The organism is Ornatilinea apprima, assembly GCF_001306115.1.
Lineage (GTDB): Bacteria > Chloroflexota > Anaerolineae > Anaerolineales > Anaerolineaceae > Ornatilinea > Ornatilinea apprima.
The window spans coordinates 33,294-53,646 of record NZ_LGCL01000024.1 but is presented as its reverse complement, the minus strand read 5'-3'; the positions used below and the strand labels follow the sequence as shown (position 1 = coordinate 53,646).

The 20,353-nt window shown below is 59.7% G+C and carries 17 protein-coding genes; 7 read left to right on the top strand and 10 right to left on the bottom strand.

The genetic code is table 11. The annotated features are described in order from the left end of the window. Nucleotides 1-3 precede the first annotated feature (3 nt). The 3 genes from ADN00_RS09985 (at nucleotide 4) to ADN00_RS09975 (ending at nucleotide 3,878) form a co-directional block, all read left to right on the top strand. Complete coding sequence (locus tag ADN00_RS09985; RefSeq protein ID WP_075062834.1) at nucleotides 4-1,101, top strand: hypothetical protein; 1,098 nt, start codon at nucleotides 4-6, stop codon at nucleotides 1,099-1,101. Nucleotides 1,102-1,125: 24 nt separating this feature from the next. Continuing rightward, on the top strand, nucleotides 1,126-2,715 hold the full coding sequence (locus ADN00_RS09980; protein WP_075062833.1) for a hypothetical protein: 1,590 nt from the start codon (nucleotides 1,126-1,128) through the stop codon (nucleotides 2,713-2,715). A gap of 68 nt (nucleotides 2,716-2,783) precedes the next feature. After that, on the top strand, nucleotides 2,784-3,878 hold the full coding sequence (locus ADN00_RS09975; protein ID WP_082390040.1) for an alpha/beta hydrolase family protein: 1,095 nt from the start codon (nucleotides 2,784-2,786) through the stop codon (nucleotides 3,876-3,878). Between the two features lie 624 nt (nucleotides 3,879-4,502). Here the strand turns inward: ADN00_RS09975 and ADN00_RS09970 are convergent. Both ADN00_RS09970 and ADN00_RS09965 read right to left on the bottom strand, forming a co-directional pair. After that, a complete protein-coding gene (locus ADN00_RS09970; RefSeq protein WP_075062832.1) occupies nucleotides 4,503-5,357 on the bottom strand; it encodes a GNAT family N-acetyltransferase in 855 nt (284 codons plus the stop codon). A gap of 167 nt (nucleotides 5,358-5,524) precedes the next feature. After that, on the bottom strand, nucleotides 5,525-6,733 hold the full coding sequence (locus ADN00_RS09965) for a HEAT repeat domain-containing protein (protein WP_075062831.1): 1,209 nt from the start codon (nucleotides 6,731-6,733) through the stop codon (nucleotides 5,525-5,527). A 451-nt stretch (nucleotides 6,734-7,184) separates the two neighbouring features. On the opposite strand from ADN00_RS09965, the gene ADN00_RS09960 reads away from it, so the two are divergent. The 3 genes from ADN00_RS09960 (at nucleotide 7,185) to ADN00_RS09950 (ending at nucleotide 13,156) form a co-directional block, all read left to right on the top strand. After that, the gene (locus tag ADN00_RS09960) at nucleotides 7,185-8,261 is read left to right on the top strand and encodes a PLP-dependent aminotransferase family protein (RefSeq protein WP_075062830.1); all 1,077 of its coding nucleotides are present in this window, start codon (nucleotides 7,185-7,187) and stop codon (nucleotides 8,259-8,261) included. A 149-nt stretch (nucleotides 8,262-8,410) separates the two neighbouring features. Next, nucleotides 8,411-9,604: a zinc ribbon domain-containing protein gene (locus ADN00_RS09955; RefSeq protein ID WP_075062829.1), complete on the top strand. Its 1,194-nt coding sequence runs from the start codon at nucleotides 8,411-8,413 to the stop codon at nucleotides 9,602-9,604. Between the two features lie 159 nt (nucleotides 9,605-9,763). After that, entirely contained in the window at nucleotides 9,764-13,156 is a 3,393-nt protein-coding gene (locus ADN00_RS09950) for a hypothetical protein (protein WP_075062828.1), read from the top strand. A 23-nt stretch (nucleotides 13,157-13,179) separates the two neighbouring features. On the opposite strand, the gene ADN00_RS09945 is transcribed toward ADN00_RS09950, so the two are convergent. The 8 genes from ADN00_RS09945 to ADN00_RS09910 form a co-directional block, all read right to left on the bottom strand. Further along, nucleotides 13,180-13,602, bottom strand: a complete 423-nt coding sequence (locus tag ADN00_RS09945; RefSeq protein ID WP_075062827.1) for a VOC family protein — start codon at nucleotides 13,600-13,602, stop codon at nucleotides 13,180-13,182. A gap of 38 nt (nucleotides 13,603-13,640) precedes the next feature. Further along, nucleotides 13,641-14,402: a hypothetical protein gene (locus ADN00_RS09940; protein ID WP_075062826.1), complete on the bottom strand. Its 762-nt coding sequence runs from the start codon at nucleotides 14,400-14,402 to the stop codon at nucleotides 13,641-13,643. A gap of 69 nt (nucleotides 14,403-14,471) precedes the next feature. Further along, nucleotides 14,472-15,155 carry a nitroreductase family protein gene (locus tag ADN00_RS09935; RefSeq protein WP_201781179.1) on the bottom strand — a complete coding sequence of 228 codons (684 nt, stop codon included), beginning with the start codon at nucleotides 15,153-15,155 and terminating at the stop codon, nucleotides 14,472-14,474. Nucleotides 15,156-15,225: 70 nt separating this feature from the next. After that, entirely contained in the window at nucleotides 15,226-15,894 is a 669-nt protein-coding gene (locus ADN00_RS09930) for a pentapeptide repeat-containing protein (protein WP_082390037.1), read from the bottom strand. Nucleotides 15,895-15,982: 88 nt separating this feature from the next. Further along, a complete protein-coding gene (locus ADN00_RS20290; protein WP_236691503.1) occupies nucleotides 15,983-16,333 on the bottom strand; it encodes a hypothetical protein in 351 nt (116 codons plus the stop codon). After that, complete coding sequence (locus ADN00_RS09920) at nucleotides 16,281-16,571, bottom strand: hypothetical protein (protein ID WP_075062823.1); 291 nt, start codon at nucleotides 16,569-16,571, stop codon at nucleotides 16,281-16,283. The genes ADN00_RS20290 and ADN00_RS09920 overlap by 53 nt, the downstream gene beginning before the upstream one ends. A 122-nt stretch (nucleotides 16,572-16,693) precedes the next feature. Next, nucleotides 16,694-17,890 (bottom strand): tetratricopeptide repeat protein, encoded by a 1,197-nt coding sequence (locus ADN00_RS09915; protein ID WP_075062822.1) that lies wholly within the window; start codon nucleotides 17,888-17,890, stop codon nucleotides 16,694-16,696. Between the two features lie 50 nt (nucleotides 17,891-17,940). Continuing rightward, nucleotides 17,941-18,558 (bottom strand): YcxB family protein, encoded by a 618-nt coding sequence (locus tag ADN00_RS09910; protein WP_075062821.1) that lies wholly within the window; start codon nucleotides 18,556-18,558, stop codon nucleotides 17,941-17,943. A 244-nt stretch (nucleotides 18,559-18,802) separates the two neighbouring features. Here ADN00_RS09910 and ADN00_RS09905 point away from each other — a divergent pair, with 244 nt between their 5' ends. Continuing rightward, a complete protein-coding gene (locus ADN00_RS09905; protein WP_075062820.1) occupies nucleotides 18,803-20,302 on the top strand; it encodes a DEAD/DEAH box helicase in 1,500 nt (499 codons plus the stop codon). The last annotated feature ends 51 nt before the right edge of the window (nucleotides 20,303-20,353 follow it).

Genomic DNA, 20,353 nt, shown 5'->3' with positions numbered 1-20,353 from the left:
ACGATGAAAGAGACAGGCGCAATTAACCTTTATCCCCGGATGCAGGTCAAACCTTTTGACGGCATGTCGGTAACCGCCGAGGTGTGGGCGCAGGCGCACGACGAACACCGCCAGGCGCTCAACGCCCATAACCTGGTGTCGCACGGCAGCGGCATCCTCACCGGGCTGGAAGTCACCGCCAACGACCCGGCCGACCAGTATGTGTTCATCTCACCCGGCGCGGCCGTGGACCCAGCCGGCAATATCATCGTGGTGCCAGAGGCGGTTACCTACGACTTTGGCGAGAGCAGTGAAGGCACGCTCTACCTGGTGCTGGGCAAGGGCGAGCGCGAGGTGGGCGGGGTGGGCAGCGACACACGCTACCTGCAATCGGAGTTTGTGATTGCCGCGCGCCCAACCATGCCCAAACGCCCGGCGGTGGAACTGGCGCGCGTAACCCTCTCGAAAAGCGGCGCGGCCATTCACAACGCCGCCAACCCCCTGCGCCCCGCCGCGGACATGCTCGACCTGCGCTTCCGCAGCCAGGCAGGCCCGGCTGTGCCACCCCTGGCGCGCGTGCTGGTGATGGCAGCCGGCAGCACCGGCCCAGCCGCGCTGAGCGGATGGGAGCATCTGGCGCGCGCCTGCCAGCAGGCTGGCGCGTACCGCCTGGTGATCGACGCGGCGGCCTTCACGCCGCCTGACTTGGGCGCGTATCCCCTGGTTTACCTGGGGGCGGGTGAGGGCTTCGCGCCGGAGGCCGGACTGGTGAAGGCGCTGGCCGCACATTTGCAGCAGGGAAAGTCTCTGCTGCTGGAGGCGCTGGACGCCGCCGCCCAACCCGCCTGCCAGGAACTGCTCGGTTTGCTGCAGCGCGCCCCGGCCGCCCTGCCTGCCGGCAGCCCGCTGCTGGAAGAGCCTTACCTGTTTGCCGCCCCGCCCGACGGGGTTGGAGGCAGCGAAGTGCTGCTGGCCGGTCAGGTGATCTACTCTACCGCCGCGTACAGCCTGGCCTGGGCAGGGCGCTCTGCCCAGGGACCGGCCGCGCGCGCCGACATTCGCTCGGCGCATGAGTGGGGCATCAACCTGCTGCGTTACAGCCTGAAAGCGGCCGGAGTTTAGCTCGCCGCGCCCGGGACCCAGCCGATGAGGTGGAAGAAGCCGACCTTTCCGATCTTTGCCAACCGGGTCGGATTGCGTTTGCTTTTCTCCCGCCTGGCGCAGTCGTTTTTGGCGTTCGCCCTGCTGCCGGTGCTGCTGCTGGAGCCGGTGAACCCCGCTGACCAGGGCGATGAAGGCCGCCTGCTGGAGCGCGAGGTCTCGGTGATGGGCAGTCACTGGCAGCTGCTGTTGTGGTCAGACGGCAGCACCGTCTGCGACCTGTACCTCAAGCACGATCAGTGGCCCAGCCAGGGCGACGTGCAGTATTCCTGCGGCAACGAGATTTTGGAGCAGTGGCTTCTCACCCCGGCCTGCAGCGCCGCTTCTGGCAGCGCCTGCCGCGGCCTGCTGCTGCGCTTTGTGGGCAAAACCCCGCTGACCTACACCGAAGAGATTGCCCTGCCGCCCATGCAGCTGCGCCTGGAGCCGCTCAACTGCACCCCCGGTGAGTGGTGCCCCACCCGCCCGCTGGTGCGCCTCAGCGCCGCCGAGCCGCTGGACGGCTATCAGATTAAGAGCGTGCACGCCCGCGTGGAGGGCGTGGAGAAAGCCTTTTACGACAGCAGCGGCCAGTTCAACCTGCCGCTCACCGGCGAGCAGGGCAGCTGGCTGGAGGTGTGGGCTGAATCGAGCTACGGTGACCGCAGCGAGATCGCGCGCCTGCGCTACCGCAATGTGGCCTCGCCCGATGGCGGCCAGTTTCACCTGGATCTGTTGAGCGAGCCGTGGCGCGACCAAACTGCCAGTGGGTCGCTGTTGTGGAATCTCTTTGCCCCGGTGGACGGCAGCCTGCCGCGCGTTCTGCAGCAGCCGCAAAGCGCGCAAGAGCTGGCCACCGATCAGGAATACCTGTACCTGGCGGGGTATTTGATCCAGTCGGGCAAAGCGGACGCCAGCGCCTGCCCCGACGGCGGTCTGTACCTGGGCGGCTCGGCCTCACCCTGCGGTGTGGAAGCGGCCGCCGGGCAGACACGCGCCTGGCAGAACCAGTACGACGCGCAGATTTACCAGGCCGCGCTGAAATATAACGTGCCCGCCCGCGCCCTGAAAGGCATGATCGCCCAGGAGTCGCAGTTCTGGAGCGCCGCGAGCGGGCCATACGAGCGCGGCTTGGGGCATGTTACCTCGGACGGCGTGGATATGCTGTTGATCTGGAATGTGGACTACTACCTGCAGGTATGCCAGACGATGTACCAGGAGCAGGCCTGCGCGGGCGGCTACGCCAGCCTGCCCGAAGAGAACCAGCGTATGCTGCGCAAGGCCGTGCTGGATAAGCTGGGCGGCCCCGAAGAGCTGGACGTGCTGGCGGCCATGCTGCTGGCCAGCGCCAGCCAGACCGGCCAGATGGTCGCCAATCTCTCGCGCCAGGAGCCGATGTACACCACCACCTACACTGATATGTGGAAGCTGTCCATCGCCAACTACCACGCCGGGGCGGGCTGCACCGCCGAGGCGATCACCCGCGCCATTGAGAACAAGCAGCCCATCACCTGGGACGCGGCCGCCGCGCAGCTTTCGCCGCAGTGCCAGCAGGCGCAGATGTACATCGAAAAGGTCTTCGACGCCGCACCCTGACGCGCCCACTCCCCTTTTGCTGTGACAGCCCGGTTGTCATAATTGGATAAAATTGGTATGATTACCGTATGAAACGCCTGATTTTCCTCGGCCTGGCGCTCACGGTGGCGCTTTCGGCCTGCGCACCCATCCTTACTGCCGCCTCGGCAGGTGAGCCATCCCCGGCGGCCACCGCCACCTCCGCGCCGCCCAGCGCCACGCCGACCCTCACGCCTACACCCACCCTCACCCCCACACCGACGATACCGCCCAGCCCCACGCCCACCCCGCACCCGATGAGCATTGCCGGCCAGCGCGCGGCCAGCTACCCCGGCAGCGAGATCGTCATCGAGCGCGAGCTGACCGCCGCCTACAATCACCGCCGCTATTATGCTTCCTATCTCTCCGAAGGCTATAAGATCTACGGCCTGCTGACCGTGCCCAGCGATGAAATGCCCCCTGGCGGCTGGCCGGCGATTGTCTTCAATCACGGCTACATTCCGCCCGATGTGTACCGCACCACCGAACGCTATGTGGCCTATGTGAACCGCCTGGCGCAGAGCGGCTACATTGTCTTTCGCATTGACTACCGCGGGCACGACCAGTCCGAGGGCGAGGCCAAAGGTGCGTACGGCGACCCCGGCTACCTGACGGACGTGCTCAACGCGGTGGCGGCTTTGCAGCGCTTCCCCGACGCCAACCCGGACAAGATCGGCATGTGGGGGCATTCGATGGGCGGCTACCTGACCCTGCGCGCCATGGTCGTCTCTGACCAGGTGAAGGCCGGGGTGATTTGGGCGGGTGTGGTGGCCTCGTACCCCGACATGCTCTACAACTGGCGGCATAATGATTTCGCGCGCATTCCCACCCCCAGCAGCGGAGCGCGCCGCTGGCGCGACCTGTGGCTGGAAACCTACGGCACGCCCGATGAGAACCCCGAGTTCTGGGCTTCCGTCTCGGCCAACAGCTACCTGGCCGATCTCTCCGGACCGGTGCAACTGCACCACGGCACCGCCGACACCGACGTGCCGGTGGCCTTCTCGGAAGGGCTGTACCAGCAGGCGCTGGCCGCCGGGCAGAATGTGGAGTTGTACACCTATGAGGGCGACGACCACAATTTATCCGGCTATTTCAGCCTGGCGATGAACCGCACAATTGAGTTTTATGACCGCTATTTGAAATGAATTTTTTCGATGACGGTGCGTTCTGCGCCGCTGCGTGGCTGCGAACACACCCTATAAGCTCACCGCCTCGCCGCGAACCACACCCCGAATAGCCCGTAGGGTGCGTTCGCTTTCGCGGTTTTTGCGCCCCCGAGCCAAGCAGGTGGGGCGAACGCACCTTTTTCGGTTATGGTGCGTTCTACGCCGCTGGGCGGCTGCGAACACACCCTACAAGCTCACTGCCTCGCCGCGAACCACACTCCGAATAGCCCGTAGGGTGCGTTCGCTTTCGCGGTTTTTACGCCCCCGAGCCAAGCAAGTGGGGCGAACGCACCTTTTTCGGTTATGGTGCGTTCTACGCCGCTGGGCGGCTGCGAACACACCCTACAAGCTCACTGCCTCGCCGCGAACCACACTCCGAATAGCCCGTAGGGTGCGTTCGCTTTCGCGGTTTTTACGCCCCCGAGCCAAGCAAGTGGGGCGAACGCACCTTTTTCGGTTATGGTGCGTTCTACGCCGCTGGGCGGCTGCGAACACACCCTACCTAAACCGCTGCTATTTGTAATGAGAGGAGTGTGAGTAGCAGCCATCCCCACCAAAAAAAGCTGGCGCCATCAAACACCGCGGATACAGGAAACGGCGCGGCTATGCCACCTGGTAGACCATCTCGTACTGGTTGACGGTGTTCTCGAAACCCAGGGCGAGCAGGTCGCGGTCGAGCGCGGAACCGGCCTCCACGTTGAGAAACACCAGCCGCTCGCTGAGGGTATGGGCGCGCAGGCGCGCGATCATCCCCGCCACCTCGGCTGTGGAGCGGCACGCCGGGGCGACGCCCAGCTGCATCACATCGCCGCGCTGCTTGTGGACAATGCCATAGGCGTGCACCTCACCACCTTCGCGGATGATCTCGAGGTGATATTGGCCGGGGTTGTTCTGAACCGATTCAAGCGCGTTTTGCCAGGAGGGGGCGAAAGACAGGTAAGCGGGCAGATCCAGCGCGCGCAGATCCTCCGCGCCGCGCGAGGATGAGGGAATTTGTTCCGCCTGGGGCGCGTCGAAGGACTTCTGGTAGCAGTTGAACTTGCGTGAAATTTCAAACCCGTTGCGCCGGTAGAGCTTTTGCGCGGCGGTGTTGTGCTCTAAAACTTCCAGCACAAAGGAATCCACGCCCCAGGCGGGCAGCCGCGCCAGCAGATCTTTGAGCAACCGGTCTCCCAAACCCTGCTGCTGGTAGGCGCGCGTCACCCCGGTAGCCACATCGTAAACCACAGTCTCGCCCGCCATCTGCCGCGCGCCCAGCAGGATAAACCCGGCCATGGCCTCGCCGTCAAACGCGCCCAGCGACCAGGCGGGGCTGAAGCTGCGCGTGGTGAGCATCTCGGCCAGCTTTTCGATTGGCATCTCTATTTTCACTTCGTATTCAGAGAAGGCATCCACAAAGGCGCGGTGGATGGTTGTAAGGGGAGTGTGTTCGAGGGTATGGTGGGTGAGGGTGGGCATATTTATGGTGTTTGCCAGCATTGTTCTAGTTGGTGAGTTCGCTTGCGCGGTTTTTGCGCCCCCGAGCGAAGCGAGTGGGGTGAACGCACCTTTTTCGGTTACGGTGCGTTCTGCGCCGTTGCGCGGCTCCGAACACACCCTACATAACACTCTTTCTCACGCACAACTCAGCCCGCCGCCCGCAAGCCTTCGATCGCCAGCCTGGCAGACTCGACGGCAGCGCCGGTTTGATTTTGGAAAATGGCTACGGCTTCTTCGTCGCGCGCTTCCGATATCAGCTTGCGCAGCTGCCGGTCTTTGGGCAGCGATTGTTCGGCCAATCCGGTCAGTCCAAACATGGCTTCAATCACCTGGGGAACAAGCGCGCGCCCGGCTGCGGCGGCCTGGAAAATATCTCCGCCCAGGTTTCTGATCTGCTGCACCAGCGCTGCCGCGCTGCTGCTTGTTTGCGCGGACCAGGGGAAGACCTGTGCCACTTGAAAGACTTGCAGCATCACGCTGCTGTTGGCCTGGCTTGCTTCCAACAAGATCTTTGCTCTCACGCCTCTTTCCTCATCCTTCTCAATTGGCGATAAAACTATCGTTCTGGCAAACGAATCGTTCCAGGTATCTTTTCCCAGGCTTGCCAATTCCGCGGCCGCACATTCTCGAAGGAATTCACAGGGGGAACGCAGCGCAACGAGAAGGCCACCGGTTCCCAGGCTGTGGGCGGCAGAGCGGCGAACGTTGGGGTCGGGGTCGGCCAGCATAACGGCAAGCTGGTTTTGGGCTTTATCCTCTTTCAGGTATTCCAGGCCAACCGCGGCGGCCTGACGCGTGCTTGCGTCCGCTTGCAACGCTGCGCGATAGAGTGAATCGCCCGCCTGGCCGCCAATTTTTCCGAGCGCTTCGCCAGCCATGCTCTGGATATGGGACCCCGGATCGTTGAGAGCGGCTGCCAGCGCGGCTGCAGCACGCGCGTCTGCCAGTTCCCCGAGCACACTGGCGGCGGTAAAGCGCACGTCTGTGTCGGGGTCGTTCAGCGCCTGGATCAGCGGTTCCACACCGCGTGCGTCGCCAAGCGCATGCAGCGCCCATATCGTCGCTCTGCGGACGGATGGTTCGCTGTCCTTGAGGGTAATGATCAACATGTCCAGGGAGCGCGGGTCGCTGATGCTCCCCAGAGCGCTGGCAGCCTGGGCGCGCACAGCGGCGCTCTCGTCTTTAAGGGCGATGAGCAGTGATCCAACGGCTTGCGGGTCGGCGATGTCGCCCAACGCCTCGGCGGCCTTGCGGCGTACTTCCGCATCTTTCGGGTAAGAAAGCGCTTTCAATAATCCTTTGATGTCGCGTTTCTCGACCAGCTTACCCACATTGGGTGGTCCAAAAATGGACATTTTCGCCTCCTCTGTGAATCGATGGGAAGGGCTGCATGGCCGGTAGGGTGCGTTCGCTTGCGCGGTTTTTGCGCCCCCGAGCGAAGCAAGCGGGGTGAACGCACCGCTCTTCTTTTTTGATTTTCCCCACACTCCCTTAATTATACCCATGCCTCGCTTGCACGCAACTCACTTCCCCTGCTGCATAGGGCACCTTGGCGAGAAAAAAGGTTTTTCGGCTTTGATTTTGAGCGCAATTGTGCTCAAAATCAATGCCTTTTTTGTAATTCCCCGCCTTGAGGCGGGGTTAGGGGTGGTGTAAGATCTTTCTGATCAGTGAAAATAGCATTAGATGAGATTGCTGCTGCAGCGCCTTTCAAAACCGCGGCGAGTATGCCAAAGCGGTTGGAATTGGAATACAATAAAGAACTGCCGCGAGGGGCAGGCCCGAGAGTGGGAGGGAAAGTAAACCATGTTTGTGGGTGGTGAATTTTATGCAGACGCGCGCTGGCTGCTGGATGAAGCGAGCATTTCCACCGGGAAGATGATTTTTCTCAATGGCGGGAAGGCCTGCCTGATTGTGATCGCCGATTATTTGCGCGCTCACGGTGTCGAAAAAATTTTGCTGCCGGCTTATCTGTGCCCGACGATTGTGAACACTCTGGAAGGCCGCGGGCTGGCCTGCGCGTATTATCCCATCCGCCCCGACTTTTCGATTGACCTGGACGCGCTGGCCCACAAGTCTGCTGGTTACCAGGCGGTGTATTTCATCAATTATTTCGGCTTCTCGCAACCCGCGCCGGCGCGGGGTTTTCTGGCAGACCTTCGCCAAAAAGGGGTGCTGGTCATCGAAGATAACGCTCAGGCCGGTTTCGTTGAGCAATCCACTGGCGATTTCATCTTCAACAGCGTGCGCAAACTGGCCGCGTTTAACGGCGGGTATTTATCCACTGCATTGGATGTAACCGCTTCCATTGAAAAATATCGCGGCCTCCCAAACCGGCATCTTCCCTTGATCCGTGAATACCGTGAGCGTCTGGCCGATTACCTTTATCGGGGCGCGGGCAGTCATACCGAGTTGGAGCAAATGCTGCGTCTCGCGGAAACTTATTATGAATCAGACCTGGTGGTGGAGGGCGACCCGCAAGAGCGGCGGCAGATCGAACGCCTGGATTGGAAAGGCATTAAGCAGGCGCGCCGCCAGAATTATGCCTATCTGCTGAGTTTAATCGCCGGGGTCGAAGAACTGGCGCCGGTTTTCCCCGCGCTGCAGGAGGATAACATGCCCCTCGGCCTGCCGGTTTATGTGCGCGGTATTTCGCGGGATTGGTTATTGGATGAGTTGGGAAATGCCGGAATCGGATTAACCATCCACTGGGATGAGCTGCTGCGCGACCCGCGCCTTAACGGCGACCCGGCTGCGGTGGGCATGGCCAGCCAGATTCTTACCCTGGTGATCGATCAACGCACCAGCCATAAGCAAATGGATTATCTGGTTCAAACATGCCTGGACTGTATCCGCAAAGCAAAAGGCAAACCAGCGCGCTGAGCGGCTTTGTAATATGCCCTGAAGACAGGCAGCCGAGGGCGGTTGGCTCTATTTGGCAGCCAAAAACTGGTACTCACACGCACAACCCATTTTTGCTATACTGAATTTAATAGCTGAGGATGTGTTTGTCCATTCAGCGGGGGAGGAATATGGTTACCCAAAATCCCTCGGGGCCTGTGGCGCTCAAGTGCCCGCAGTGCAACGGCGATCTGCCTCTCACCACTCTTGACGCGATCATTTGCCCTTATTGCGGTTCCAGCCTGATCTTAGGTCGTTCCCAACCTGGCGCGCCCAACGCGCCCTCTGGCGAAACGCTGGTGCACGGCCTGCGGTTGAAGCCGCTCACCTGCACCGATGATCAGGGCACGCGCCTGCCGCTGTTCCGCATGCTCATTCCCGCCGGCTGGCAGTTTCAGGGCGGATGCCGCTGGCAGCTCGACAACCCGGGCATGCCGGCCGTGGTCCAGTTTCTGGTGGCCAATCCGCAGGGCGCGGAGGCCTTTGAAGTGCTGCCGAATATGAACTTTGTGTGGAACAACAGTCCGTTAAGCCGCGTGCTGTTTCCCGCGGGCAGCCGTTATTTTGGCGCGGAGGTGCGCCCGCCGGTGAGCATTGCCGACGCTTTTCATTCGTTTATTTTGCCGCGCTTTCGCGGGGCGGCGCAAGGGCTGCAAATCGAGAGCATTACCCCGCTGCCCGATCTGCCGCGCCTGGTCAAATCCGACGCGGCCATCACCCCCGGCGGGTCGGCGGAGGGCGGCAAGGCGCGCGTGCGCTACAGCCTGCAGGGACAGGATTTTGAAGAGGAATTCTACGGCGTGGTGGAAGTGTTCCGCGTTCCGGGCGGCAGCCTGCTGAGCCCGTCTGAGTTCATCGTCTGGTTCATTGATTATCTCTTCAGCTTCCGCGCCGCGGCCGGCAGGCTGGATGCCACCGCTGATCTCTTCACGGTGATGATCCAGTCGTTTGAGCTGAACCCGGAGTGGTACGCGGCGTTTAAGACCATCGTGCAGCATATGGCCCAGCGGCAGATCACCCACATTCGCCATATCGGTGAAATTGGAAACATCCTCGCCGAGGCGGGCCGCCAGATGCGCGAGCAAAATCTGAGCGACTGGTACCGGCGGCAGGATATCTACGACCGTCTGGCCGTGGACCGCAGCCGCGCCATCCGCGACGTGGACGGGTTTTACGACCCGCACCGCGAAGAGGTGGTGGAGCTGCCTTCCGGCTATGGGCATGCCTGGGCCAATAACCTGGGGGAATACATCCTCACTGAAGATTCCAGTTTTAACCCCAACCTGTATTCCACCCAGCACTGGGAGCCGATGACGCAGCAGTAGTCAGGCTCGAACATGGCCTTCTACAGCCTCCACAAACCAGCGGGTGATGAGGGTCGCTTTCCGCATCGATGCGTGAAATGCCAGTAGAGAGGCGCGGGGTCGCGATAAAAACTGTATAATGAAGAAAAGCAGTATCCGGCGCACGTCAGGGAGGTGAATATGATGCGGCTCTGGCCCCGTGTTCGATCCTTTGTTTTGGCGCTCGTTTTCCTCAGCATCGCCGTTCTGTGCGCAACCGATTCCACCCCCGCCCAATCCGACACCGAACCCCGCACCGTTCCCAACGCCTGCATGGGCAATTGCGTGGTGGACGTTAACTTTTTGCACGCGGGCATGGGCGATACGCAGGCCAAAAACGCCTTTCATGCCTGGTACGACACCTATTACACGCTGACCGGCTGCGATGACCCGGCCTGGAAAACCGATCTCTTCTTTCTGCTCGATGTGGCCGGTGAGATTGTCGGCGCGCCGGGGGCGCCCACCTTGCAGTGCTGGCAGGGGCTGATGGGCCAGGCCTCGCTGTGCGCCGATTCGTGTGCGGAATACTTCATTCCCCACGCCAAATACGCCCCCAATGTGCGCCTGACACTCGGGGCGGGCCAGCCCGGTCTGCTGGAAGTAACCCTGGACAATGACGCCAACCTGAACAGCCTTCCCGAACTGCAGCCCAACGCTTACAGCCGCCAGTTTCACCTGCTCACCACCCTGCAGCGCGAGGGCGGCAGCGCGCTGCTGGTCAACGACACTGCCATGCCCAGCCTGAGCTTTCCCAACTGGGTTACGCGGGGCGGTTACAGCGACTGCGCCAGCGCCTACGGGGCAGACGCTGACCGCTGCCGGTTGCTGGAAGGATTGAACACCCCCAGCGAAGCCTCGGCCGCAGTTGAGTTTCTGGACGGTGTGCTTTATGATTTGAGCGGCCAGGTGGATGACCTGAGCGACGCCAGCGGCTCTTTCAGCGCGGACGGCTTTGTGCGCCTGCTGAGCAACAACGACAGCCTGACCATCAATCAGGGCGATTTTGCAGGTTATGTGTGGGTGAAAACCCACAACCTCTCGGAGAACACGCACACCCAGCAGCTCATCCCCTGGGACGCGCAAAATCAGCCGGTAACGATTGTCAATCACGAATGCAACAGCTGGCTTTCCACCTGCTGGATCACCGGCGACCGCACCGAGTCGGACGCGTACGTTTTTGCTCTGCGGGGACCGGCCGAGAAGCGCCTGGAAGGCAGTTACACGATTACGGTTTCGGCGGAGATTCAGCACGATAAAGACATCCTTGATAACCGCGCCAGCTACAGCTACGACGCGGCGGCGGCAGGCGGCGTGGGCGAAGCGCAAGACGGCGTTGAGCCGCCCGACCAGGGCATATCGGTCAGCGATCTGCCGGTGATTGAGCTGCCCGGGCCGGGGGTGTACCCCAACAGCCTGCCCGCGCAGGGGCCGGGTCTGCTCTACCGCCTGGACGTGCCCCCCGGCGTGCGCTTTCTCTTTGTGCAGCTCGAGTCGCTGGACGGCGGACCATTCAGCTATTTTGTGCGCCGCGGCGCCATTCCCGTGCCGGATTACCCGCAAATCTTCGAGGATTATCACTGCTGGTCGCAGTCCGATGCTGACTACGCGGGCGGCTGTCCTTTCCCCCAGCCCTACCCAGACGCTTACTATATTTTCGTCAGCCGCTTGCAGGGTACGTCCTTCCAACTCAAGGTGGAATGGAGCACCAGCGCGGACGCGGCCACCCCCACCGCGCAGCCCACCCCACCGGCCGGCGGCGGCCTGAGCAGCGGCTTCAGCGAGGTGGAAGTGAACGACGGGCGCGCCACCGCCAACGCCTGGGACCTGCAGCAGCCCTTCACCGGGCAGGTCTCCCGTTTTGCCGACCGCGATTATGTGCTCTTGAACATCCCGCAGCCCGGCATTTACACCTTCACGCTCAGCGACGCCGGCCCAGACCTGCGCGCCAAATTGACCCTGGTGCGCACCAGCAGCGGCAACTCCATCGATACCAGCCGCGCCAGCGCCAAAGGCCAGCCGGTGAGCTTAACCTTCGACGGCTCGGCCGGAGAGCAGTACAACCTGATTGTTGCCGCCGCTGAGATGACCTCCGGCGCGGCGAACCAGCCCTACCAGCTCGCGCTGACCGGTTTCATCCCCGACCCCGACGAGCCCAATGACGAGCGTGCCACAGCCACGTTTTGGGATGTTGCCCAGGGGCCGGCGCTGGGGTACTTCTGGGATACCACCACCGGCCGGGCGGACTATTTTCGCCTGATCGCGCCGCCAACGCAGGCAGGGACAGAGGTGAGTTTTCAGCTCAGCAACCCCGCGCCCGATCTGCGCGTGCGCCTGACGCTGATCAACGCGGTGGGCCTGTTCCAGGAAAACACGCCCTATTCAGCGCCCGGCCAGCCGGTAACGCTCAGCCGCGCGCTGGAGGCCAATAAAGAATATTATCTCAAGCTGGAGAGCATGGACTACAAAACCTCTCTGCAGCCGTATACGCTCAGCGCTTCCTATACCCCCGCCAGTACGCAGACTGGTCCAACCGAGACCGGCAGACCAGTTCGGCTGCACGGTATTGTGTTCAATCAGGGCAGCTTGCTGCCCGGTCCAATCCGGGATGTGGAAATCTACGCTCAGGTTGGCAGCCAGCCCGCCGCGCTCATCGCCACCACCGGCACGCTGGGAAGGTACAGCGCGACAGTTCAGGCGGCCGAAGGGCAGACGGTGCGCATTTGGGCGGTCAAGGCGGGCTGTGTGTTTGAACCGGCGCAAGACCTGTGGTCGCCCGATCCGCGCCAGCGCTCGCACCGCAGCGTGTTTCGCCTGATGGGCGCGCAGCTCATTCAGGCGACGCCCACGCCCCCGCCAGCCAGCGCCGAAACACCGCTGCCTCCGCTACTGCCGACCCTCCCGGCGACTCTGGCAGCGCAAACCCCTACACTGCCCGCCGCGCAGGGCGAGACCAGCATCTCCGGCAGCGTGTGGCGGCTTTTCCCAGGCTCTCCGGCAGCCGGAGTGGGCGCGGCGCGCCTGATTCTGACCGTCAACGGTGTAGAGCAACCGCCTGTCTTGAGCGGCATTGACGGCTCGTACAGCCTTTCGGCGCCAGGGTTGCGGGTTGGCGATCAGCTCAGCCTGCGCGCTGAAGGCGACGAAGACCAGTTTGAACCGTCCGCCTACTCGTGGCAGGCCGAAGCTGGCGTGAGTGCGTGGACGTATGATTTCTATTCCTATTGGGGAGAGATCACCACCTCCGCGCCGGATGACCAGAACCGCCTGTACGGGCGGGTTACCGGCAGCCAGGGGCAGGGCGTGGCGGGGGTGTATGTGGTGGTGCAAATGGGCACGTCAGACGCGCTGCAGCGCCTGGGTCCCACGGACGCCAACGGGTTTTTTGACGGCTATGTTCGCCTGCCAGCGCGCGTGATGGTGACCGTGTGGGTGGAGGGGGGCGGGTATGCGCCTTCGCGGGCGCAGTTCTTCCACGCTTATCAGCCCGAAGACCGCGCGATCAACTTCACCCAGATTCCGGCGCAAGGGAAATAAGCTCGCTCCCGGCCTGAGCTGCCTTACCCCACCCGCCTGGCGATGGGGTGACCGGCGTTGAACTGCACCAGGTCCCACAGCGTGCCGTACAGGTCTTCAAACACCGCCACCGTGCCGTAGTCGGCCTGCTTGGGCTCGCGCACAAAGTGGATGCCTTTGGCGCGCATGGCCTCGTAGTCGCGCCAGAAATCGTCGGTGTGCAGGAAGAGGAACACCCGCCCGCCGGCCTGGTTGCCGATGAACGGCTCCTGCTCCGCTTTGGAGGCGCGCGCCAGCAGCAGGGTGGTTCCGCGCGAGCCGGGCGGGGCGATCACCACCCAGCGTTTGTCCTGCTCGGGTTGGTAGGTGTCTTCAATCAGCTCGAAGTTGAGCTTGTTGAGGTAAAAATCGAGGGCTTCGTCGTAGTCACGCACCACCAGGGCGATGTGCACAATGTCTTGTTTCATCGTGTTTTCCTTATAAAGAATTTGACCGCAGTGATGGGTCAACCCCCGCACATCTCGCGGATGGCGTTGGCCATTGCCGGGCTGACCTCAAAATGCTGTTCCAGCAGGCTCAAAATGGCCAGCGCGGATTGTGGGTTGCGCTCATAGCCCTGCAGGCACGCGCCGAGCTCTCGCGCCAGGCGCGGAAAGCGCTGCTCGAATCGCCGCTCGTTGATGAAAATGTCTCGCGAGGCAGCCTGGGCGGTTTCGATGCTTTCGGCCAGTTCCACCACACGGTCCACCGCGTAGCCTTGACTAAAGCGCGTGGCCGAGAGCTTTTCGCCGCGTTTCTCGCGCGCCAGCCCCACCAGCAGATTGGTGAGGGCTTCGCCCAGCAGCCATTCTTGCGACCGTTTTGGCGGGCTGCCAGTGGTGACGCTGGGCTGGCTGATGTTGTCGGGAACGCCTTCTTTTTTCCAGACCACCCGGCCAGGCGCGAACGGAATGGTTGGCAGTTCGTCAATTTCGATCACGCCGAATTCGCAAAAAATACCGTCTTCGTACAACAGCTTATATCCGTCTGCGGTGTTGGCGAAACAATAAGCAATGGGGCATAAATCGCTCAACCAGGACAAATCGTCCAGATACGACTGCTTTGCCCCCGGCTCCACGATGGCCAGAAAGTCGAGATCGGAATACTCGTCCAGCCGTTCCAGTTCCAGGCCCACCGAACCGCAGCCGATCAGGGCCAGGGCGCGCCCGCTGCGCGCCAGCGAGCCGCCAATTTCATCCAGGCGTTTCAACAACAGATGAGGGTGCATACCCACCTCGAGCAATTCTGATTTGGAAAGCGAGATAAATTAAAACGAAAGGCGATCCATGCCCTTCGCTCATTCAAACGTGGCAATTTTCTCCAACGGGTACTTCTCCAATTGAGGCACCTGGGCATTTTCAGCCGGGTAGCCGGTTACCAGCAGCAAAAAGGGATGCTCATTTTTGGGGCGCTGGAGCAGGTCGTTCAAGAAATTCATTGGGCTGGGGGTGTAGGTGAGCGTAACCAGCCCGGCCAGGTGCAGAGCGGTGATCAGTATGCCGGTGGCGATGCCCACCGACTCTTTGGGGTAGTAATTCTTGCGCGTCTTGCCTTGCCCGGTCAGGGTGGTGGACTTGTAGAAAATGGCGATCAGGCACGGCGCGGTCTCCAAAAAGGGCTTGCTGGCGTTGGTGTTGAGGGGGGCGAGGGCGTCCAGCCACTCGGCGGAGGCGCGTTTTTCGTAAAAGGCGCGCTCTTCCCGCTCGGCTGCCGCGCGGATCTGCCGCTTCTTTTCTGCGCTGGTGACCACCGCGAAATGCCAGGGCTGCATGTTGGCGCCGCTGGGGGCGCTGCCCGCCGCGCGAATGGCGTTCTCGATGACTTCCATCGGGATGGGATGGCTGGAGAATTCCCGCACCGAATGGCGGCGGCGCATCTCTGCGTCAAACGCGCGCGAGGCTGCGATCATCTCGTCAACTGGTTTTTCTTGGAATGCGAGGGGTTCAAAGGTCTCTTGGGTCATGGTTGTGGCGGGCGCCATAGGACGCCTATCTCCTTGTGATCGGGTCTGGCAAAAGCATTGCCGGCGCGTTCAAACGGGCGTGCCCGCTTTATTCATCCACTTCTTGGCCGTATTCTTTAACAATCAGGCCGATCAGGCCGGCAATTTGAATTGCCTGGGTAGAGTCCACAATCGCGCCTCGCAGTTCCTGCGCGCCGGCCTGCACACCGTCCAGCCGCGAACCGCGAAAATCCGCGCCGCTCAACCGCGCCTGGCGCAAGTCCGCGCGGGTCAGGTCGCAGTCATCGAAAACCACGCCGGGCAGGTCCGCGCTTTCAAAGGAAGCTTCGCGCAGCTGGCAGTGTTCAAAGCGAACCGCCTTGAAATTCGCGGATAAGAACACAGCGTTTTCCAGGGTGCACTCTTTGAAGGTTACGTCTTCAAACTCGGCATCGACCAGCTGCGCGCCAATCAGCCGGCAGCCCAAAAACGCCACACGCCGAAAGCGGGCCTGCTCCCAATCGATGCCAGAGAGGTCCGACGCTTCCAGCAGGCAGTCTACAAAGCGGGGTTTGGCATGTTGGGACGCCGCGAGGGATACCCGCTTGAGTGCAACTTTCTCAAATAGCAGGTGCGCCGCGCTGGTGTTGGCCATGTCGCAGGCAGACAGCAAGACCATGGAAACCTCGTCCTCATCCTGCAGGGCCGCGATTGACCCGCTGGGGAGGGCTTTGGGCAATTGGGGTGGTTGAATATTTTTTCGAGAAATTATTTTCATCGTGGTACCGTGGTTTGTATTGTACTATACGTCCAATGGCCGGCGGTGATGGGTTTAGATTGGGCGAAAGTTAGCAAGAATGTTAAATCTATTCCTTTTCGTGGAAAAGCGTTTTCAAATTAGGAGTTTCATATTTATGTAGCTTCTTAGGCGGTTCTAGAAAGGTGATATTAAAAATTTTCCACTCGCCATCATTTTTTTCAAGAAGAGCCTCAAACTTACCGGTAGAACCATTTTGATAAGCGATTTCCCCCGTATACTTGGCAATAATATGAGGCCTGTCAGAATCAGTACTCATTTGAAATGATAATTTAAAAGTCTCATTTCTTAAGTATTCGTATTCTTCAAAAAGTAATTGATTGTTATTTTGGCAAGCTTTCTCCAGATCAGATAAGGGTGTCTGCAGTTTTGAGCGCGCAGAGAAAAAAAGTGTAAGCACGGTCAGTGTCTTTTACTTGCATGGATTTCATGAAAGAATCAAGAACTGATTCGATGGGTGCTTTTTCCGCCATTACCTTACACAAACTTGCAATAGTGAGGAAAGCGACTGAACCCATGCATAACAAAATCCAAATAATGATAACCACAGAAATGAAAATTACTGGTTTGATGGTTTTCTTTGGTGTGGTTGGATTGATGGGTACGTCTTGCTCAGGTTCTTGTGAAATATTGGACATTTTTGCCCCTTAAAATAGATGTAATTCTTGTGTTTATGAGTTGAAAACAGATAGACGTACCCGTTTCGATTAATTTTTTGTTGTTCAGGAGCATGAAAACCTTTGTTATCCAGGAGTTTCCTTTAGAAAAAAAGGCTGCCAGCCTCGAAATTGCCGTCTTCCACATGGAGCAGGCTCAACACCACATTGAGCAGCAGCGCGATGCCGGCTGCCCAATACGGACTGTAACCCAATATTACGGGAAGGACATATAAATTCCCCCGAAAAAGTTCCACGACCCCAAGCAGGGGAGAAATAAAGATTGCCCCCATCACCGCCATGAACAGCAGGTAGACCGGATGGCGGGTGCGAAATTTACGCTCGATCAACTTCCGGAAAATGAGCCCTTGCATGTGTGCCAGCTCAAAATCTGATTTGAGTGGGTCGTACCCGCTTCGCCCTGAACCGGTGCGATGCCCGGGCCAGCCGGTGATTAAGCACGCTTTTTCGTCCAGATAGTACCAGCCGGGCAGCGGCTCCTCGCTCTCAACAACCTCCGCGTTCAAGTACTCCTCTGACGCCAGGCTGGCTTCCTGCTCATCCGTCAGGGCTATGGTGGAAAACAGATGATACTGTTCTTCTTCCCAGTGGGCGCGGGCCTGGGCCAGATTCTCGCGCGCGGGTGAAAAGCGCGGGTTGAGCAGGATGGCGCTGGCATACGCGTCGATGGCCGCGTCTAACTGCCCCATGCTTTGCAAAACCAGTCCAAGATAATTATGCGCGGCCGCGATGCCTGGCAGGCTTGCTTTAGCCGCTTCGATCTCTTGCCAGGCTTTGTCAAATTCTCCCTCGCGTGCATCGTCCAGCGCCAGGTCTAGCTGTTTTTTGGTCAGAGAACTTTCAAATTGCTTTTGGACTTGCGTCTCAACGCGCAGCAAGTTTTTCCAGGCGTCCTTAAAATCGTAGTCGAGTTGAATGGCCTTTTGGAAATGGATCAGGGCTTGCTCTGGCTGGCCCATATTTTCATAGATTTTGCCCATTGTATGGTGGGTGAGGGCGAACTCCGGGTGAATGTGAAGCGCGGATTCGCATTGGCGGATCGCCTGCTCATCGCTCCCCGCTTCCATCAGTGAACCGGCTTCCCGTAATAATCGCAGCGCCTGCGTTTCCAGGGACTGCGGCGGCAGGGCGCCCAACCGCTCCTGCAAAATTTCCGCAATGATGTCAAACACCCCTGCTTCCCATTCGCTGGCGTCGCCGCTTTGCCAGATCTCGAGCAGTTCATCGGTGGCTTTGAAGGTCAGGTTGTTTTGGATTTGTTGGCGTCGTTGTTCGTTCATGCGAAGGAGTCCTTAATGAGTGATAGCGAAGTGCCTTAATGAAACGCCGCTTAAATGAATGAAAATAATGCGACCGCACAACTAAAGATCAAGACCACAAACACAAGCACCAGTCTCAATTTGAGATTAGAGTCAAAACTATCGAAGAATCCTTGTTTCTTATGGGGAATTTTTTGGTCTGCCAGATTCTTAAAAGCCAGTTCGTCTTCAATGGATGAAAACGCGCGTTTGGGAATCATCTGAAACATGTTCTTGTTTGTGGAATAAATCAGCAGGAAAACTTCTTTGGAATCGATTACCCTTTGAAAATTTTCCCAGGTTAGTTTGTTTTCTGAGAATTGATTCACAATAACGAGACCTTCATCGGTGGCCTGATATTGAACCGGGCTGCTTAGGATTTTATCTTTTTCTACTCTATTTGCTACTTTAAGGGGATTGATGATAAGCGCATATGCAAAGTAAAAGAGGATGAATGCAAAAAGCATTAATGGAACCATAAAACTAAATTCAAAATGGATATCTCCACGAATAAATGCTGACGCTATGCACAATCCTTGAAAAAGCAGCACACCTATAATCACCGCCCAGGTTGGCCAGTTGGTTAAATAGAATGCCCGGAAGGCTTTGATGTAATCGTCTTTCGTGGGAACGAATTGAAATGAAAGCATAGATGATGTGCTCCTTTGTTGTACGGAGATCTACAATCCCCCTGATTTCGCTTAAAAGCCTTTGGTGAATGCTTAGACTGAGTCAGGAAAGCATTCATTGAAATTATATATCCAATCAGTTCCAAGAAAAATCCATCAACGAACAACACCTTTCCCCCATCACTACCTCGATCTGCGCAAGCAAGTTACAATAAGAGAAACGAAAGCCTTTCCTCCTTGATGGAAAAGCAGAAAGAATCTCACAATGGACGAAATCACCCCAAACAACCCCACTTCCGCGGATATTCCGGAGGTGCTGCCTGAGGCGACCCTGGCCGATTTACCTGAAAAACTACGCCAGGGCGTGGCGCTGGCCGGCTGGAACGAACTGCTGCCGGTGCAGGCCAAAGCGATCCCTTACCTTTTTTCGCAGCGCGACATGATGATCCAGTCGCGCACCGGCAGCGGCAAGACCGGCGCGTACCTGCTGCCCCTGCTCGAGATGGTTAATCCGCTGCAGAATGAAACCCAGGCGCTGATTCTGGTGCCCACCCGCGAGCTGGCCTTGCAGGTGGCCACCGAGGCCGAACTGCTTGGCCAGACCACCGGCGTGCGCTCTGTGGCGGTCTACGGCGGGGTGGGCTACCGCACCCAGTTGGACGCCTTCAAAGCCGGGGCGCATATCATCATCGGCACCCCCGGCCGCATCCTTGACCATTTGCTGCGCCGCTCGCTCTCGCTGCAGCATTTGCGCTTCCTGATCTTTGACGAGGCCGACCGCATGCTCTCGATGGGCTTCTACCCCGACATGCGCCGGGTGAAAACCTACCTGCCTGAGCAGCCCATCAGCACTTACATGTTCTCGGCTACCTTTCCACCCCAGGTGATGCGTCTCACCAGCCAGTTCATGCGTGATCCGGGCTTCATCAACCTGAGCAGCGACCACATCCACGTTACCGAGACCGAGCACGTTTTCTACACCGTGCCCGGCATGGACAAAGACCGCAGACTGGTGCGCATCATCGAAGTCGAAAACCCGCTCTCGGCGATCATCTTCTGCAATACCAAGGTGCGCGTGGAATATGTAGCCACCGTGCTGCAGCGCTTCGGCTACGACGCCGACATTCTCACCTCCGACCTGTCTCAGGCGGCGCGTGAGAAGGTGCTGACCCGCGTGCGCCAGGGCACGCTGCGCTTTCTGGTGGCCACCGACGTGGCCGCGCGCGGCATCGACCTGCCGGAACTGTCGCACGTCATCCAGTATGAGCCGCCCGAAGACCCCGAAGCCTACATTCACCGCGCCGGGCGCACCGGGCGGGCGGGGGCCAGCGGCACGGCCATCACCCTGGTGGACGCGCTGGAGCGCGTCAGCCTGCGGCGCATCGGCCAGCGCTATGAATTCACCATCGAAGAGCGCCCGCTGCCAACTGACGAAGTAGTCCAGCAGGTGGTGGCGGAGCGGGTGATTACCCTGCTGGAAGCGCGCCTGCGCGCCCGCGACAACCTGCAGACGGTGCGCATGCAGCGCTTTTTGCCGCTGGCGCGCGCCCTCAACGAAAGCGACGAGGAGCTGGGTCTGCTGGCCATGCTGCTGGACGACTTTTACCAGGAGACCTTCCACGCGCCGGTTGTGCCTTCGGCGGAAGAAGAAAAACAGGACGTGCGCAGCCATTCGCGCCGCCCCGTGCCTCACTCGGCTGAGGGGACGGGTCAAAAGAGTGGCCGGTCTTCGCGCCGCTCGCGCGGCCGCCGGCGGCCTGCGTAGTAAAACCTTACCGCAATATGATGCGCCTCCCCGCTTTTAGGGGAGGCTTTG

Coding starts and splice junctions, on each gene's coding strand:
- ADN00_RS09955 (WP_075062829.1), top strand. CDS start 8,411: ATGGTTACCCAAAATCCCTCGGGGCCTGTGGCGCTCAAGTGCCCGCAG.
- ADN00_RS09920 (WP_075062823.1), bottom strand. CDS start 16,571: ATGTCCAATATTTCACAAGAACCTGAGCAAGACGTACCCATCAATCCA.
- ADN00_RS09940 (WP_075062826.1), bottom strand. CDS start 14,402: ATGCACCCTCATCTGTTGTTGAAACGCCTGGATGAAATTGGCGGCTCG.
- ADN00_RS09980 (WP_075062833.1), top strand. CDS start 1,126: ATGAGGTGGAAGAAGCCGACCTTTCCGATCTTTGCCAACCGGGTCGGA.
- ADN00_RS09960 (WP_075062830.1), top strand. CDS start 7,185: ATGTTTGTGGGTGGTGAATTTTATGCAGACGCGCGCTGGCTGCTGGAT.
- ADN00_RS09935 (WP_201781179.1), bottom strand. CDS start 15,155: ATGGCGCCCGCCACAACCATGACCCAAGAGACCTTTGAACCCCTCGCA.
- ADN00_RS09975 (WP_082390040.1), top strand. CDS start 2,784: ATGAAACGCCTGATTTTCCTCGGCCTGGCGCTCACGGTGGCGCTTTCG.
- ADN00_RS09985 (WP_075062834.1), top strand. CDS start 4: ATGAAAGAGACAGGCGCAATTAACCTTTATCCCCGGATGCAGGTCAAA.
- ADN00_RS09965 (WP_075062831.1), bottom strand. CDS start 6,733: ATGTCCATTTTTGGACCACCCAATGTGGGTAAGCTGGTCGAGAAACGC.
- ADN00_RS09950 (WP_075062828.1), top strand. CDS start 9,764: ATGATGCGGCTCTGGCCCCGTGTTCGATCCTTTGTTTTGGCGCTCGTT.
- ADN00_RS09905 (WP_075062820.1), top strand. CDS start 18,803: ATGGACGAAATCACCCCAAACAACCCCACTTCCGCGGATATTCCGGAG.
- ADN00_RS09945 (WP_075062827.1), bottom strand. CDS start 13,602: ATGAAACAAGACATTGTGCACATCGCCCTGGTGGTGCGTGACTACGAC.
- ADN00_RS09970 (WP_075062832.1), bottom strand. CDS start 5,357: ATGCCCACCCTCACCCACCATACCCTCGAACACACTCCCCTTACAACC.
- ADN00_RS09930 (WP_082390037.1), bottom strand. CDS start 15,894: ATGAAAATAATTTCTCGAAAAAATATTCAACCACCCCAATTGCCCAAA.
- ADN00_RS09910 (WP_075062821.1), bottom strand. CDS start 18,558: ATGCTTTCATTTCAATTCGTTCCCACGAAAGACGATTACATCAAAGCC.
- ADN00_RS09915 (WP_075062822.1), bottom strand. CDS start 17,890: ATGAACGAACAACGACGCCAACAAATCCAAAACAACCTGACCTTCAAA.